The following is a 14,362-nucleotide window of genomic DNA, read 5'->3' as shown; positions in this document are numbered from 1 at the left end:
AGCGAATAGTGGGGCGGTATGGGCCTATGCAGACGTGGCGTTTGATATTGCTTTCGGTGCTGCTGACCACCTTGTCGCCAGGCTGCTCCAAGGACGCGGAGCCGGCACCGGACAGCGGGACGACGGTGGATAGTGGAAGCGATGCGGGCGAGGACCCCGACGCGGGTACGGGCCCCGTGGACGGCTCGGTGCATGTGCGGCGCTTCACGCGCTACCGCACGGCCGCCGGCATCACGGAGGTGCCTGAAGACTTCACGAAGAACCCGGTGGAGCTGTTCATCGAGGACGGCGACGCGCTCGTCCCCGTCCCAGGCCAGGCCGGAGGGCCTGGGGAACTCGTCTTCTCCGACGTGCCCCGCGTCGCGTACTACCTGAAGGTCGGCCCCGACTACGTCAAGACGGACGAGCGCAGCATCGACCTGAGCATCAACAAGCTGGGCCGCCCGGACAGCCAGACCCTCCAATATCCCTCCACGGCCAACCTGGACCTGCGTGGACTGGACCCCTGGTACTCGTACATCTTTGATTCTTCCGTGGGCCTCTTCGCGGAGACGACCTACTCCCAGCTTCAATTCCTCTCGGAGGAGCTCGGCCTCAATGCCGACATGACGCCCGACTATGTGAGGGACGGCTGGGAGTATGCGATTGGCTCGGTGGAGCTCTATATCGGAACGGACCCGATGCCCCGGTTCGAGGAAGCCCGGGGTGACAGGGCGCGAGTGGTTCAATTGTCTCCTCAACCGCTCTACAGCGCCCCACTGCCCGATGGCGGCATCCAGGAATACGTCTCGGCGGTCCGCGCCCTGCGTCTTCCCCCGTTCTCCCACGACGGCACCCAGGAGCTGCCCGTCGCGGGAACGCTCGAGCCGATACCCATGCAGGAGCTCCCGCTGGACTGGAAGGTCTCCGACTTCGCGGCCCACGCCACCGAGGTGAACCCGGCGGCGGTGCTTCGCGGCCCCACCTTCTATCTGTACCCGACCGCGTACGGGCTGGCGGACGGCTGGTTCGGGCGCTCGGGATACCTGCTCAACCTCGACCGTCCCCTGGGCCTCGCCACCAATACCTCGGGCACCCTCGTCTACGGCAATCCCTATCCCTCTGACTGGGGCCTGGTGGCCACGGCCACGGTTCCCTTCAGCGTCACGGTCCGAGCCGACAACAGAGAAACGTTCCGGATTTCCGGCAGCATCGCCGCGAGCCGCCGTGTCACTCCTGGGGACACGCGGCCTTTCGTCCCGAGCATCATGCCGCCTCGCGAGCTGACCCTGGACGGAACGGAGGCGTACAGCTCGCGGCACCTCTCGACGGGCACCCACGTCCTCGGGTGGCAGCCGCCCCAGGGAATGCGTCCGGATGCCTACGTGGTGACGCTGTACAGGCGCGACTACAGCGGCCTGAATGGCCCCACCTTCGTGAGGGACGCGCGGCTCTACGCGGAGGGAAGCGCCACCTCCATCCAGCTCCCTGCCGGCCTCCTGCGGCCTTCGACGCTGTACTACCTCACGCTGCGGGCCGTCGACGCGGACGGGTACACACCGGACAAGCCGCTGCTGCTCAACAGCCTCGCGGACTACAGCGACGCCTCGGCGCTCAGCGGGCTGCTCACCACGCCCGCGCAGTGACATGGGGCCGGGCCGGTGGGAGTCACGTCCCCGGCCCGGCCTTGACGCTCACGACGCGAGCTCCGCCCTTCTGGAAGCGCGCATCTCCAGCGCCCTTCCGCCGGCCCCAGGCTTCACGCCTCAAGCGCCGGACGCGGGCTCCGCCCTTCCGGGAGCGAACACCGCCAGCACCAGCGCCGCGGTGGCGGTGAGCCCGGCGGCGATGGCGAACTGCGAAGCGAAGTGGCCGCGAGCCAGCGCCAGCAGCGCCACCGACAACGCGCCGCCCAGGAGGCGCGTCGCGTAGAGGCTGCTGGTGACGATGCCGCGGTGGTGCCACGGCGCGCGGGACTGGGGCCCGATGAGCGAGGTGCTCGCCGCCGGCCCCAGGCCGAGGCCGAGAATCCCCAGGCCCGTGAGCGCCGCGGGCACGCCCCACCCGAGCGCGGCGGACAGCGAGAGGAACCCGGCGCCCACCGCCGCCACCGCGAAGCTGACGCCCGCGCTCAGGCGCATGCCGCCGCGCACCAGCAGCTTCACGCCGAAGGTGGAGCCCACGGACCAGCCCAGCAGCATCGGCAAGAGCGCGAGCCCCGCGCCCACCGGCGTATGCCCGCCCTGCTCCGTCATCCACAAAGGCACCCACGCGGCCATGCTGTAGAGCAGCGCGCCACCCGCGACGCTGCCCGCCACGCCGCTCAGCACGGTGCGGTCCTTGATCAACTCCGAGGGCAGCAGCGGATTCGTGGCGCCGCGCTGCTGGCGCACCAGCACCGTGCCCACCGCCACCGCGCCCAGCGCGCACAGCCACCGCGCGTCCGCGTGTCCGGGCTCCAGCGAGAAGAGGAGCAGCGCCGCGGTGGTGCCGGCCAGCACGGGGCCCCACTTGTCCAGGCTCACGTCGGTGCGGCGCGGCGGGTCGCGATAGGAGAGGTACAGCAGCGTCGCGGCGAACAGGCCCACGGGCACGTTGACGAGGAACACCCAGCGCCACGAGGCGTGCATGACGAGCCAGCCGCCGATGAGCGGACCCAGGCTGTTGCCCACGGCCCACGCGCCGGTGAAGAGGCCCTGCACGGCGGCGCGCTCGCGAAGCGTGTAGAGGTCCGCGCTGATGGTGAGCGTGGTGGGCTGGAGCGCGCCCGCGCCCAGGCCCTGCATGACTCGGAAGGCGATGAGCATGGGCACGGACTCGGACAGGCCGCACAGCGCCGAGCCCACGAGGAACAGGCCCATGCCGCCGAAGAAGACGGGCCGGCGTCCCAGCCGGTCCGCGAGCTTGCCGGAGATGAGCACGCCCACGGTGGAGGCGAAGAGGAAGGCGGAGAAGACCCACGAGTAGAGCTGCTGGCCGCCAAGCTCGCGGGTGATGGTGGGCATGGCGCTCGTCACCACCGTGCCCTCGAAGGCGCTGACCACCAGGGCCAGCAACACCGCCCCGGTGGCCATCCGCCGCGCCGTGCCCGGACGCGCGCTGGCCAGGGGCTCCACCGTCAAGCCGCTTCCATCCATGCTCATGGTCTACGCCCCGGATGGCCATGCGGAAACCGCACCTTGCGCATAGACTTCTTGCGGAAACCGCATGACCACCGAACAGCTCAGGGCCTTCCTCCAGGTGGCGCAGGAGGGCCGCCTGTCCATCGCCGCCAAGGGGCTGGGACTGTCCCAGTCCGGACTGTCGCGCCAGTTGCAGTCGCTGGAGGCGGAGCTGGGCACGCGCCTGCTCGTCCGCACGCCGAGCGGGGCGGTGCTCACCGACGCAGGAGAGCGCTTCCTGCCGCACGCCCAGCGGGCACTGGAGGCGCTGTCCAAGGGCACGTCGGAGCTGGAGCGGCTGTCGAGTACACCTCAGGGCTCGGTGGCACTGGGCACGCTGCACACGGTGGGCGCGTACCTGATGCCGGACATCATCCCCGCCTTCGCGCAGCGCTTCCCGGAAGTGCGGCCCCGGCTGAGCGAGGGCATGGCTCCGGCGCTGGAGGAGGGCGTGGCGCGAGGGACGCTGGACCTGGCCATCCTGTCGCTGCCGGTGCGGCGGGCGGACCTGGTGGCACAGAAGCTGTGGGAGGAGCGGCTGTCGCTGGTGGTGCCGCGAGGCCACCGGCTGGCGAGGCAGGGCAAGCCGGTGGCGCTGGGCGAGGTGGTGGAGGAGTCGTGGATTGTCATCCCCGGCATGAGCGGCACGCGCGCGCTGGAGGCGGAGTGCGAGGCGCGCGGGGTGACGCCGAAGCTGGCGTTGGAGACGGACAACGCGGAGGCCATCCGCCGCATGGTGGAGCGCGGGCTGGGCGTGGCGCTGGTGCCGGAGCTCATGACGCGAGACCACCAGGCGCGCGGCTTCGACGTAGTGCCGCTGGTGCGCAGTCCGAAGCGGCAGGTGGCGCTGGTGCACCGGGGTGAGGGCTACCTCACGGCGGCGGCGCGGGCGCTGAAGACCTTCATCGTGGACAGCGTGCGTGCGATGCCCGAGCCTTGGGGAAGAGGGCCGCCATGACGACGAAGGTGATGACGTTCAACGTGCTGCAGGGAGGAGAGGAACGCTTCGACGACATCCTCACCTTCCTGGCGCGCGCGTCCCCGGACGTGCTGGTGCTGCAGGAGTGCCTGGGCTGGGACGACGGCGGCCGGCTGCGGCGCGTGGCGGAGGCGCTGGAGGTGCCGCAGGACGACGCGCACATGGTGCTGGGACAGTCGCGCTCGCGAGGGAGCGGGCGTTGCTACCACGTGGCGGTGGTGAGCCGACCCGGGCTGCGCTCGGTGAGCGTGCACAACAACCGGCACTTCCTGGGGCACTGCATCGTGCAGTGCGAGCTGGACATGAAGGAGCCGGTGACGCTGTTCGGGACGCACTTCGACGCGCACCAGGAGAAGCTGCGGTACGTGGAGGCGCGCTACCTGCGCTCGCTGATGGACGCGGCGGCGTTTCGCGAGGGGAACTACCTGCTCGCGGGCGACTTGAATTCGCTGTCGCGCAAGGACCCGTACCCGGTGGACCTGGAGGAGCGGCTGCGGAAGGCGGGGACGGACAAGTACGGGCATCCGCCGCGCTTCGACGTCATCGACGACGTGGAGGAGTACGGCTGGGTGGACACGCTGCTGACGAGGCCGGCGACGCAGAAGTGGGTGACGGCGCGGAGGAACCGGGGCGGCGTGACGATTGATTACCGCACGGACTACGTCTTCGCCTCGCCGAGGATGGCGGAGCGGCTGGCGTCGGCGGAGGTGTTGGAGGTGGGAGACATCTCGGACCACAACCCGCTGGTGGCGACGTTCCGCTGAGGGATTCGGGAGGGTGACATGGCGAGGATGGACAGCTTCGTGGAGTACACGGTGGAGCTGCTGGAGAAGCTCGGGCCGGTGCAGGCGCGGTCGATGTTCGGCGGGTGGGGGCTGTACTTCGGCGGGAGGATGTTCGGCCTCATCGCGGAGGGGCAGCTCTTCCTGAAGGTGGATGACGTCACGAAGCCGGACTTCCAGGCCGCGGGGTGCCGGCCCTTCGTCTACGAGGGCGCGGGCAAGGCGGTGGAGATGGGCTACTGGACGCCGCCTGCGGACGCGGCGGATGACGCGTATGCGCTGCTGCCGTGGGCCCGGCGCGCGGTGGACGCGGCACAGCGGGCGGCGCTGAAGAAGGCGGCGCCGAAGAAGAAGGCTGCGGCGAAGAAGGCTGCGGCGGTAAAGAAGGTGCCTGCGCGCAAGAAGGCGGTGGCCGTGAAGAAGGCTGCGGCGAAGAAGGCTGCGGCGGTAAAGAAGGTGCCTGCGCGCAAGAAGGCGGTGGCCGTGAAGAAGGCCGCTCCAGCGAAGAAGCCCGCTGCTTCGAAGAAGGCCGCGAAGAAACTCGCTGCGCCGAAGAAGGCGACACGCAAGGCCTGACTGACCCCTGCGCCTGCGTCACCCGAGCCGGGTTATTGGATCCGCAACGTCCGTGCGCGCTTCAGCCAGTACCCCGGACGCTGGCGCACGTGCGCAATGGCGAGGACCACGACCCGGTCTTTCAGGACGACATACGGCAGCACGAAGGGGAACCCGGACAGCAGGAAGCGGCGAATGACCGGGCCCTGACGCACTCCAGGCCACGGAGGCCAGGTCTCCGGGGCCTCTTCGATGGCGTCGAGCGCCCGGAGCACCGCAATCGCGAAGTCCTCTCCCAGGCCAGGGCTGCGTCCTTCGTACCAGGTGGCGGCAGTGGACAGCTCGCTCCGCGCCTCCTCATTCAACTCGGCGCGCACGGACGGACTCAGCCTCCGCGACGCACGCGCAACTGTGCGCGGACTTCCTCGATGGCCTGGCGCGCGTCGTACGTCTTCGCCTCGCCTGAAATCACATCCTGAGCGCGGCGTTCGAGCTCGGTCGTCCACTCGGCTTCGACGTCAGCCCCGTCATCCCCTTCTTCGAGGCTGAGAAGCAACTTGTGAGCGAGCCGGGCCCGCTCCTCGGGCGGAAGCTGAAGTGCGTCGGGCAGGAGTTCGTCCGCAGAGGAGGCCATGCCTCAAGTGTAGCACCGGCATTGGCGCGCGGCTGCCCGCACGGCTAGAGAAGTCTTCAACGCGGCAGTCAGGCAGCCGGGCGAATTTTCCCACCGCTTCACGCCGTCTTGATACCCGCCGCGTCCTCCAGTCCCAGCTCGGGGATGGACAGCTCGCGCATGCGGAACTTCTGCACCTTGCCCGTCACCGTCATCGGGAACGCGTCCACGAACTTCCAGTAACGCGGCACCTTGTACGTGGAAATCTTCCCCGTGCAGTGCTTCGTCAGTTCCTCTGCCGTGAGCGTCACGCCGGGCTTCGGCTTCACCCAGGCCATGACCTCCTCGCCGTACTTCTTGCTCGGCACGCCGATGACCTGTGCCTCGCTCACGCCCGGGTGCGTGTGGAGGAACTCCTCCACCTCGCGCGGGTAGATGTTCTCCCCGCCGCGGATGATCATGTCCTTGATGCGGCCGACAATCTTCACGTAGCCGTCCGCGTCCATCGTGGCCAGGTCACCCGTGTGCATCCACCCGGCCTTGTCCACCGCCGTCGCCGTGGCCTGCGGGTTCTCCCAGTAGCCCAGCATCACGCTGTACCCGCGCGTACACAGCTCGCCCGGCTGGCCCCGAGGCACCACCGCGCCACTGTCCGGGTCCACGATCTTCACCTCCAGGTGCGGATGGATGCGCCCCACCGTGGACACGCGCTTGTCCAGCGGGTCATCCAGCGCGCTCTGCGTGGACACCGGCGACGTCTCCGTCATCCCGTAGCAGATGGTGACCTCGCGCATGTTCATCCGCGATTGCACCTGCTTCATCACCTCCACCGGACACGGCGAGCCCGCCATGACGCCCGTGCGAAGTGACTTCAAGTCGAACTCGCCGAAGCGCGGGTGGTCCAGCTCCGCGATGAACATGGTGGGCACGCCGTACAGCGACGTGCACCGCTCCGCCTGCACCGTCTGCAGCACCGCCAGCGCGTCGAACGCCTCGCCCGGAATCACCATGGTGGAGCCGTGCGACGTGCAGGCCAGGTTGCCAATCACCATGCCGAAGCAGTGGTAGAAGGGCACGGGGATGCACACGCGGTCCTCCGGCCCGTAGCGGAGAATCTCCCCGATGAAGAACCCGTTGTTCAGCACGTTGTGGTGCGACAGCGTGGCGCCCTTGGGGAAGCCCGTCGTGCCGGACGTGTACTGGATGTTGATGGGGTCGTCGAACTGGAGCGTCGCCTCGCGCTGCGCCAGCGTCGCCTCGCTCACGTGCTTCGCGTTGGAGAGCAGGAGCTGCCAGTCGTCATCCATCACCAGCGTCACGCGCACGTGGGGGCAGCGCGGCCGGACCTCCTCCACCATGGCCTTGTAGTCCGTCTGCCGGAAGCCGCGCGCGAGCAGCAGCACGCTGACGCCGGACTGGTTGAGCGCGTACTCCAGCTCGGAGCTGCGGTAGGCCGGGTTGAGGTTGACGAGGATGGCGCCGATGCGCGCGGTGGCGTACTGGGCCACCACCCACTCGAAACGGTTCGGGGACCAGATGCCCACGCGGTCGCCCTTCTCCACGCCCAGCGCCAGCAGGCCCAACGCCACCTGCGTCGTGGTGTCCCAGAGCTGCCGGTACGTGGCCCGGTAGTTCTGCGAGGCCACCACCAGCGCCTCCCGGTCTCCGTACTGCTCGACGGTGCGGCGCAGGTTCTGGCCAATCGTCTCGCCGAGCAGCGGGGTGGAGCTGGTGCCGTGGACGTAGGAAAGAGCCGGAGCGTGGTTCATGCGGCCATCGTCCCGCCCCCACCCGGGGTGCGGCAAGGGCAAGCAGTGCTGGGCCACCCGGCGGATGTCCACCCCGGTGCCGCGCACGAGAAGCCCCCCTGCCGCCTGCCCGGTCTCCGGCCGGAGCGGCCCGCCCGTGCCTCCCGCCCCGCCGCGTCCACCTGTCCCCTGTCCTACATCTCCAGGGCCGCTCACCCGCTTCCTGGCATTGAGCCGGCATTCAAGCCGTGCGGCGCTCGCACGCGACGCGTTAAATGGAGCCGCTCATGGACGACTCCCACTCCCGGCTGGTCGCGGCCCTCCTCGAGGCCCGGCAGCGACATTGCTTCCCTCCCGACGTGCGCCGCGCGGCGCCCGAGTTCGTCGGTCAGGTCCTCGCCCTGCTCTTCCCCCACTTCGCCGAGCGCCTGGAGTGTACCGCCGCCGCCGTCCGCCGAGACGTCACCACCGTGGAGGCCAGCCTCCACCGCATCCGAGAGACGCTCGCGCCGCTGTACCCCGAAATCAATCCGTCCCTGCCCACGCGCTTCATGGAGCGGCTGCCCGGTCTCTATGACTGGCTCCGCCAGGACGCCCAGGCCATCTTCGAGGCCGACCCCGCCGCCCGCACCGTGGACGAGGTCATCCTCACGTACCCGGGCTTCTACGCCATCGCCATCTACCGCGTGGCCAATGCGCTGCACGCGCTGGGCTTCCCGCTGCTGCCGCGCCTGCTCACCGAATACGCCCACCAGCGCACCGGCGTGGACATCCACCCCGGCGCCATCATCGGCCGGCGCTTCGTCATCGACCACGGTACGGGCGTCGTCATCGGCGAGACGACGCTCATCGGTGACAACGTGAAGCTCTACCAGGGCGTCACCCTGGGCGCGCTCATGGTGGAGAAGGCGCTGGCGGACAAGAAGCGCCATCCGACAATCGAAGATGACGTGGTGGTGTACGCCAACGCCACCATCCTCGGCGGCGAGACGGTGGTGGGCCGGGGCAGCATCATCGCCGGCAACGCCTGGCTCACGCAGAGCGTCCCCCCGCAGTCCGTCGTCACCCGCCGCAGCGAGGTGCGTCCGCGCGGCGCGGATGGAACGCTGGACGCACTCGAGTTCCACATCTGACCCGACGAGGCCCATGACATGAAGGCGAACAACATCCTGGAGACCATCGGTAACACGCCGCACGTGCGCATCAACCGGTTGTTTCCCTCGCGCGTCACGGTGCACATGAAGCTCGAGCGCGCCAACCCGGGCGGCAGCATCAAGGACCGCATCGCCCTGTCCATGATTGAGGACGCGGAGAAGCGCGGCCTCCTCAAGAAGAACAGCATCATCATCGAGCCCACCAGCGGCAATACCGGCATCGGCCTCGCCATGGTGGCCGCGGTGAAGGGCTACAAGCTGGTGCTCGTGATGCCGGACTCCATGAGCATCGAGCGCCGCCGCCTCATGGCCGCCTACGGCGCCACCTTCGAGCTGACCCCGCGCGCCCAGGGCATGAAGGGCGCCATTGCCCGCGCGCAGGAGTTGGTCTCCCAGGTGCCCGACGCGTGGATGCCGCAGCAGTTCGAGAACGAGGCCAACATCGAGGTCCACCGCCGCACCACGGTGCAGGAAATCCTCAAGGACTTCCCGGACGGGCTGGACTACCTCATCACGGGTGTGGGCACGGGTGGCCACATCACCGCGTGCGCCGAGGAGCTGAAGAAGGTGTGGCCGAAGCTGAAGGTGCTCGCGGTGGAGCCCACCAAGTCGCCCGTCATCAGCGGCGGCCAGCCGGGCCCGCACCCCATCCAGGGCATCGGCGCGGGCTTCATTCCGAAGAACCTCCACAAGGAGGCACTCGACGGAACGATTCAGGTGAACGAGGAGGACGCCTTCGAGTTCACCCGCCGCTCCGCGCGCGAGGAGGGCATCTTCGTGGGCATCTCCTCGGGCGCCGCGCTGGCCGCGGTGAACCAGAAGCTGGGCGAGATGCCCGACGGCAGCCGCGTGCTGTGCTTCTGCTACGACACCGGCGAGCGCTACCTCTCCATCGAGACGCTCTTCCCCGCCCAGCAGTAGCTGTCATCCCCGGCGCGTGCGCTCCCGCTCCACGCGCCGGTCCGTCTCCTCGGGCTGCCGTGTTCCTCCGCCGGGCCGCGCGGCCTGGCGAAGCGGAGACCTTCAACCGAGGCGCGTCTTCACCAACTCCACCAGCCGGTCCATCTCCTCGGGCAGGTTGTAGAAGTGGGGCGACAGGCGGATGCGCCCGCGGCGCACGGAGTGGGCCACGTTGCGCTCGGCGAGCCATGCACCCAGCGGGCGTGCCTCCGTGTTCGGCGGCAGGAAGGTGAGGATGCCCGCGCGGTGCTCCGGCGCGGGCCCCACGTCGCAACCCAGCCCACGCAGCCCCGCCTCCACCCGCGCCAGCAGCGTGCGGATGCGCGCCTCGATGACGTCCACGCCCACCTCGTGCAGCAGCCCCAGCGCGGCGCCCAGCGCGTAGATGCCGGTATACGCGACGCTGCCCTCTTCCAGCTTGCCGGCATCGGCGCGCAGCTCGAAGTGGCTGCGGTTGAAGTTCCACGCGTCGGTGGTGCTGCGCCAGCCCACAATCACCGGACGCAGCCGGGGTAGCACGTCCTTCGCCACGTAGAGGATGCCGATGCCGGAGATGCCGAGCATCCACTTGTGGCTGTCCGCGCTGAGGAAGTGGATGCGGCTCTTCTTCACGTCCACGGGCATGCAGCCCACGCTCTGGATGCCGTCCACGCAGAAGAGGACACCGGCGCGCTCGCACAGGGCGCCAATCGCATCCAGGTCCGCGCGGTAGCCGCTGGCGAACTGCACCGAGGACAGCGCCACCAGCTTCGTGCGCGGAGTGAGCGCGGCGGCCACGGCTTCCAGCGTGACGTCGCCGGAGGAGGCCTCGATTTCGCGCACCTCCACGCCCCGGTCCTTCAGGTGCTGCCACGGGTAGACGTTGGACGGGTACTCGATGGAAGTGGCCACGGCCACCTCGTCCCCGGGCTTCCAGTCCAGCCCCTCCGCGACAAGGCCGAGGCCATGGCTGGTGTTGCGCACGAAGGCGATTTCACCTGGCTCGGCGTTGATGAGCTTCGCCGCCAACGCGCGCACCCGCTCGCAGTGGGCCTCCCAGCCGCGCTCGTGCTTGATGCCGTGGTAGACGAGGTCATCCATCCACCCGCGCACGGCCTCGGCGACGCGCAGGCTGGTGGGGGCCACACCGGCGTGGTTGAGGTAGAGCTGCTCCTGGAGGACGGGGAAGAGGGCGCGGTATGACTCGAGCGAGCGCGTCATGCGCGGACTCTACCCGCCGGGCACCCGGTGGAGCGCGCCTCACGTGAGGTGGGTGTCCACCCCGCGGCACCGGCCCCCTCCTCCCGCGAGGAAGGCGGATGCGATATTCGTCGGGTGCCTCCCACGAGACGAGGACACCGCATGCGCCGAGATGTGAGGAACCTTCTGCTGGCGGGACTCACGCTGCTGGCGGGCTGCGCGGGCACGGTGCACGCGCCCTACCCTCCCATCCGCGCGGACACGTCTCCCACGGCGTTGGCACGCGGCGCCACCATCTTCCATGCGAGCTGCGAGGCGTGCCACCGGGGCGGCGACGCGGAGACGGTGTCCGGCGCGCCCTTGCGCGAGCTGCCCTCGTACATGGGCAGCTTCTACGCGGCAAACCTCACGTCGCACCCGTCGGCGGGCGTGGGCTCCGCGACGGACGAGGAGCTGGCGCGCGCCATCCGCTACGCGGTGAGCCGCGATGGGCGGTTGATGGTGATGCCCAGCTACGCCATGGGCGACGCGGACGTCGCGGCGGTGTTGGGGTTCATGCGCTCGGGGGACCCGCTCTTCGCTCCGGATGCGCGGCCGGCGCCGAAGTCGGAGTTCAGCTTCTTCGGCGGGCTGGGCTTCCGCATCATCACCGGCAACGAGCCGGCGGAGCGGCCCGCGTCGGGCATCCCCGTGCCGGCGAAGGCGGCCACGCCGGAGTACGGCCATTACATGGCGCATGCCGTGTACGACTGCGCGTCGTGCCACACGGATGGCTTCAGCCCTACGAAGACGGAGGGCGATGACGTCTTCGCTGGCGGCATGTCGTTCATCGACCCGGAGGGGAACAAGGTCCGCTCCAGCAACATCACCTTCCACGAGACGGGGCTGGCGTACTGGACGCTGGAGGACTTCACGCGCGCGGTGCGGGACGGCATTGCCCCGGATGGCTCCGCGCTGCGCTCGCCCATGCCGCGCTTCCGGGGCATGGACGCGGTGGAGGCGCAGGCGCTCTACGACTACCTGCGCTCCGTGCCGAAGAAGGACAACGAGGTGAAGGGGGCCCGGCCCCGCCTCACCGCCACCTCCGTGCGCCCGGCCTGGGTGGTGGCGAGCGCGGACACGGCTGTCGATGAGGGCCCGGATGCGGACACCGCGAGCTCCGCTTCCGAGCGTTCCACGGCGGCGGCGGGCACCACGACGGCCGGTGTCGGCGTGTCGACAGCAGGCACTCCACCGTCGAAGGCCGGCACGGAGGTGGCGCTGTCACCCATGACGGGCAGCACCGTGGCGTCGAGCGGTACACCGCAAAAGACAGGCAGCGCGCCAGTGGCCTCCTCCGCCCCAGCGGCGCCCGTGCGGAAGCCGCATTCCTCCGCGCCGAAGGTCGACGCGGCGAAGCTCTTCGTGCAGCTCGGCTGTGCGAGCTGCCATGGCCCGGGGGCCCGCTACCAGGACCGGCTCGCGCGGGCCTCGGGCAAGAGCGACGCGGACCTGGTGCGCTGGGTGCGCAACCCCGAACAGTTCCTGCCGGGCACACCCATGCCCACCTACGCGGACCTGATTGATGAGCGCACCGCGAGGGCCCTGGTGCGGTGGGTGAAGGCTGGCGGCCCGGCCTCGCTGCCGTCCTCGCGTTGAGCGGCCCGCACCGACAGTGGCGGCGCCACGCCCTCGCGGCGTGACCGCATGTCATTCCCACCCGGGCGGGGTGGGAAATGACGTCCGAAATTGCCAGGGAAAAGCCGGCGCGACGTATGCGGTGTGGAAGTTCCTCGCGAGTGGTTCTTGGTTGCACTCTCGAGGCGCGTGCCACTCCGGTGCTAACCGGCCCCTGCCCCGGGGTGGCACGTGTCACTTCCAATGGCCTTCGACTGTCGTCCCGCGCCTGCCCCCGAGGAGGGATGGCTGCGCCGGAAGCCCTCCTCGCATAGGGTGGGCCTCATGACGGAGTGCCTCCTCAACATCGACCTGGGCGAGCTGCCCGGGGAGGACGAGCAGCTCTACGCGCTCGCTCACGTGGCCAACATCGCCTGTGGAGGACACGCCGGGGACGACGCGTCCATGCGCCGCGCGCTGGAGTCCTGTGCCCGACACGGCACGCGCGCCGGAGCGCACCCGTCCTACGAGGACCGGGAGAACTTCGGCCGCAAGGCATTGGACGTCTCGCCCGAGGTGATGCGTGGGCAGGTGGCCGGACAGTGCGGCCGGCTCGCGCGGCTCGCGGCCAACCAGGGCGTGCCGGTGCGCTACGCCAAGCCGCACGGCGCCCTCTACCACTCGGCCAACGCATCGCCGGAGCTGGCCCGCGCGGTGGTGGACGGCGTGGTGGAGGCCCTGGGGCGGGGCATCACCTTCATCGGCCCGGGCAAGGGTGCACTGCACGATGCGGCCCGCGCGGCGGGGCTCGCCTATGCGCGCGAGGGCTTCGCGGACCGGGGCACTCGGCCGGACGGCTCGCTCATTCCGCGCGGGCAGCCGGGAGCCGTGCTCACGGACGTCGCGAGGGCCCGGGAGAACACCGTGCGCCTGGCCACTGGCGACACGGTGGACACGCTGTGCGTGCACGGAGACACGCCGGGCGCGGTGGAGCTGGCTCGCGAGGTGCGCGCTACGCTGGATGCGCTCGCCCTGCGCGTGGACGCGCTCGGAGAGGGCGCGCTGCGGGTGGCCCTTCCCGAGGGACTGGAGCGCCGGGCCGCGCGAGAAGCACTGTGCGCGGTGCCTCGCGTGGTGGATGCCGTCATCACCGAGGAGCACGCCTGCGTGTACTTCGACCCGGACGCTCCGCCCGAGGAGCCCCGGCTGGCGCTCGCGAGGTTGCTGCACGTGCCTCCGCGTCCGGACGCGCGCCCACCCACCGTCCTGCGCGTGCGCTACGACGGGCCGGACCTGGAGGCGGTGGCGGCGCGCACGGGGCTGACGAAGGACGCGGTGACGAAGCTCCACGCGGCGCGCGAGTACACGGTGCGGTGCGTGGGCTTCCTGCCGGGCTTCGCATACCTGGGCGAGGTGGACTCACGCATCGTCGTGCCCCGTCTTGCCACGCCGCGCACACGAGTGCCGGCGCTGGCGGTGGGAATCGCCGGTGGGCGCACGGGGGTGTACCCCTTCGCGTCGCCCGGCGGGTGGAACCTCATCGGCACCGCGCTGGACTTCACCGCCTTCACGCCGGAGCAGGGCGCGATGCTGCGGTTGGGAGACAGGGTGCGCTTCGAGCGGGTGGACTGATGGCGGGTGGGTTGGAAGTCACAG

General features: G+C 70.0%; 13 protein-coding genes. 8 read left to right on the top strand and 5 right to left on the bottom strand.

The annotated features are described in order from the left end of the window. The first annotated feature begins 26 nt into the window (after positions 1 to 26). Entirely contained in the window at positions 27 to 1,625 is a 1,599-nt protein-coding gene (locus ACVTJA_RS11320) for a fibronectin type III domain-containing protein (protein ID WP_465836321.1), read from the top strand. Between the two features lie 120 nt (positions 1,626 to 1,745). Here the strand turns inward: ACVTJA_RS11320 and ACVTJA_RS11315 are convergent, their stop codons facing one another. After that, positions 1,746 to 3,116: an MFS transporter gene (locus ACVTJA_RS11315; protein WP_465840364.1), complete on the bottom strand. Its 1,371-nt coding sequence runs from the start codon at positions 3,114 to 3,116 to the stop codon at positions 1,746 to 1,748. A gap of 70 nt (positions 3,117 to 3,186) precedes the next feature. Here ACVTJA_RS11315 and ACVTJA_RS11310 point away from each other — a divergent pair, with 70 nt between their 5' ends. From ACVTJA_RS11310 to ACVTJA_RS11300, 3 genes are read left to right on the top strand one after another with little or no spacing between them, the layout of a single operon-like run. Beyond that, positions 3,187 to 4,098 (top strand): LysR family transcriptional regulator, encoded by a 912-nt coding sequence (locus tag ACVTJA_RS11310; protein ID WP_465836319.1) that lies wholly within the window; start codon positions 3,187 to 3,189, stop codon positions 4,096 to 4,098. Further along, on the top strand, positions 4,095 to 4,883 hold the full coding sequence (locus ACVTJA_RS11305; protein WP_465836318.1) for an endonuclease/exonuclease/phosphatase family protein: 789 nt from the start codon (positions 4,095 to 4,097) through the stop codon (positions 4,881 to 4,883). The genes ACVTJA_RS11310 and ACVTJA_RS11305 overlap by 4 nt, the downstream gene beginning before the upstream one ends. Before the next feature lie 18 nt (positions 4,884 to 4,901). After that, on the top strand, positions 4,902 to 5,477 hold the full coding sequence (locus ACVTJA_RS11300; protein ID WP_465836316.1) for a TfoX/Sxy family protein: 576 nt from the start codon (positions 4,902 to 4,904) through the stop codon (positions 5,475 to 5,477). A gap of 32 nt (positions 5,478 to 5,509) precedes the next feature. On the opposite strand, the gene ACVTJA_RS11295 is transcribed toward ACVTJA_RS11300, so the two are convergent. The 3 genes from ACVTJA_RS11295 to ACVTJA_RS11285 form a co-directional block, all read right to left on the bottom strand. Next, on the bottom strand, positions 5,510 to 5,833 hold the full coding sequence (locus ACVTJA_RS11295; RefSeq protein WP_465836314.1) for a type II toxin-antitoxin system RelE/ParE family toxin: 324 nt from the start codon (positions 5,831 to 5,833) through the stop codon (positions 5,510 to 5,512). Between the two features lie 8 nt (positions 5,834 to 5,841). Then, the gene (locus ACVTJA_RS11290) at positions 5,842 to 6,090 is read right to left on the bottom strand and encodes an addiction module protein (RefSeq protein ID WP_465836312.1); all 249 of its coding nucleotides are present in this window, start codon (positions 6,088 to 6,090) and stop codon (positions 5,842 to 5,844) included. Between the two features lie 98 nt (positions 6,091 to 6,188). Next, positions 6,189 to 7,838: an AMP-binding protein gene (locus ACVTJA_RS11285; RefSeq protein WP_465836310.1), complete on the bottom strand. Its 1,650-nt coding sequence runs from the start codon at positions 7,836 to 7,838 to the stop codon at positions 6,189 to 6,191. A 266-nt stretch (positions 7,839 to 8,104) separates the two neighbouring features. Between ACVTJA_RS11285 and epsC the strand changes: the two genes are divergently transcribed. Both epsC and cysK read left to right on the top strand, forming a co-directional pair. Next, positions 8,105 to 8,950: a serine O-acetyltransferase EpsC gene (gene epsC / locus ACVTJA_RS11280; protein ID WP_465836308.1), complete on the top strand. Its 846-nt coding sequence runs from the start codon at positions 8,105 to 8,107 to the stop codon at positions 8,948 to 8,950. 18 nt (positions 8,951 to 8,968) lie between these two features. After that, the gene (cysK, locus tag ACVTJA_RS11275) at positions 8,969 to 9,892 is read left to right on the top strand and encodes a cysteine synthase A (protein ID WP_465836306.1); all 924 of its coding nucleotides are present in this window, start codon (positions 8,969 to 8,971) and stop codon (positions 9,890 to 9,892) included. Between the two features lie 102 nt (positions 9,893 to 9,994). Here cysK and ACVTJA_RS11270 read toward each other — a convergent pair whose 3' ends face one another. Continuing rightward, complete coding sequence (locus ACVTJA_RS11270; protein ID WP_465836305.1) at positions 9,995 to 11,131, bottom strand: aminotransferase class V-fold PLP-dependent enzyme; 1,137 nt, start codon at positions 11,129 to 11,131, stop codon at positions 9,995 to 9,997. A gap of 141 nt (positions 11,132 to 11,272) precedes the next feature. Here ACVTJA_RS11270 and ACVTJA_RS11265 point away from each other — a divergent pair, with 141 nt between their 5' ends. Further along, complete coding sequence (locus tag ACVTJA_RS11265) at positions 11,273 to 12,748, top strand: c-type cytochrome (protein ID WP_465836304.1); 1,476 nt, start codon at positions 11,273 to 11,275, stop codon at positions 12,746 to 12,748. Positions 12,749 to 13,051: 303 nt separating this feature from the next. Further along, entirely contained in the window at positions 13,052 to 14,338 is a 1,287-nt protein-coding gene (locus tag ACVTJA_RS11260) for a LamB/YcsF family protein (protein ID WP_465836302.1), read from the top strand. The last annotated feature ends 24 nt before the right edge of the window (positions 14,339 to 14,362 follow it).

The sequence above is a fragment of the Pyxidicoccus sp. M6 genome (assembly GCF_055568925.1).
The sequence above is the reverse complement of the archived record's forward strand: the minus strand, read 5'-3'. Positions and strand labels throughout refer to the sequence as shown.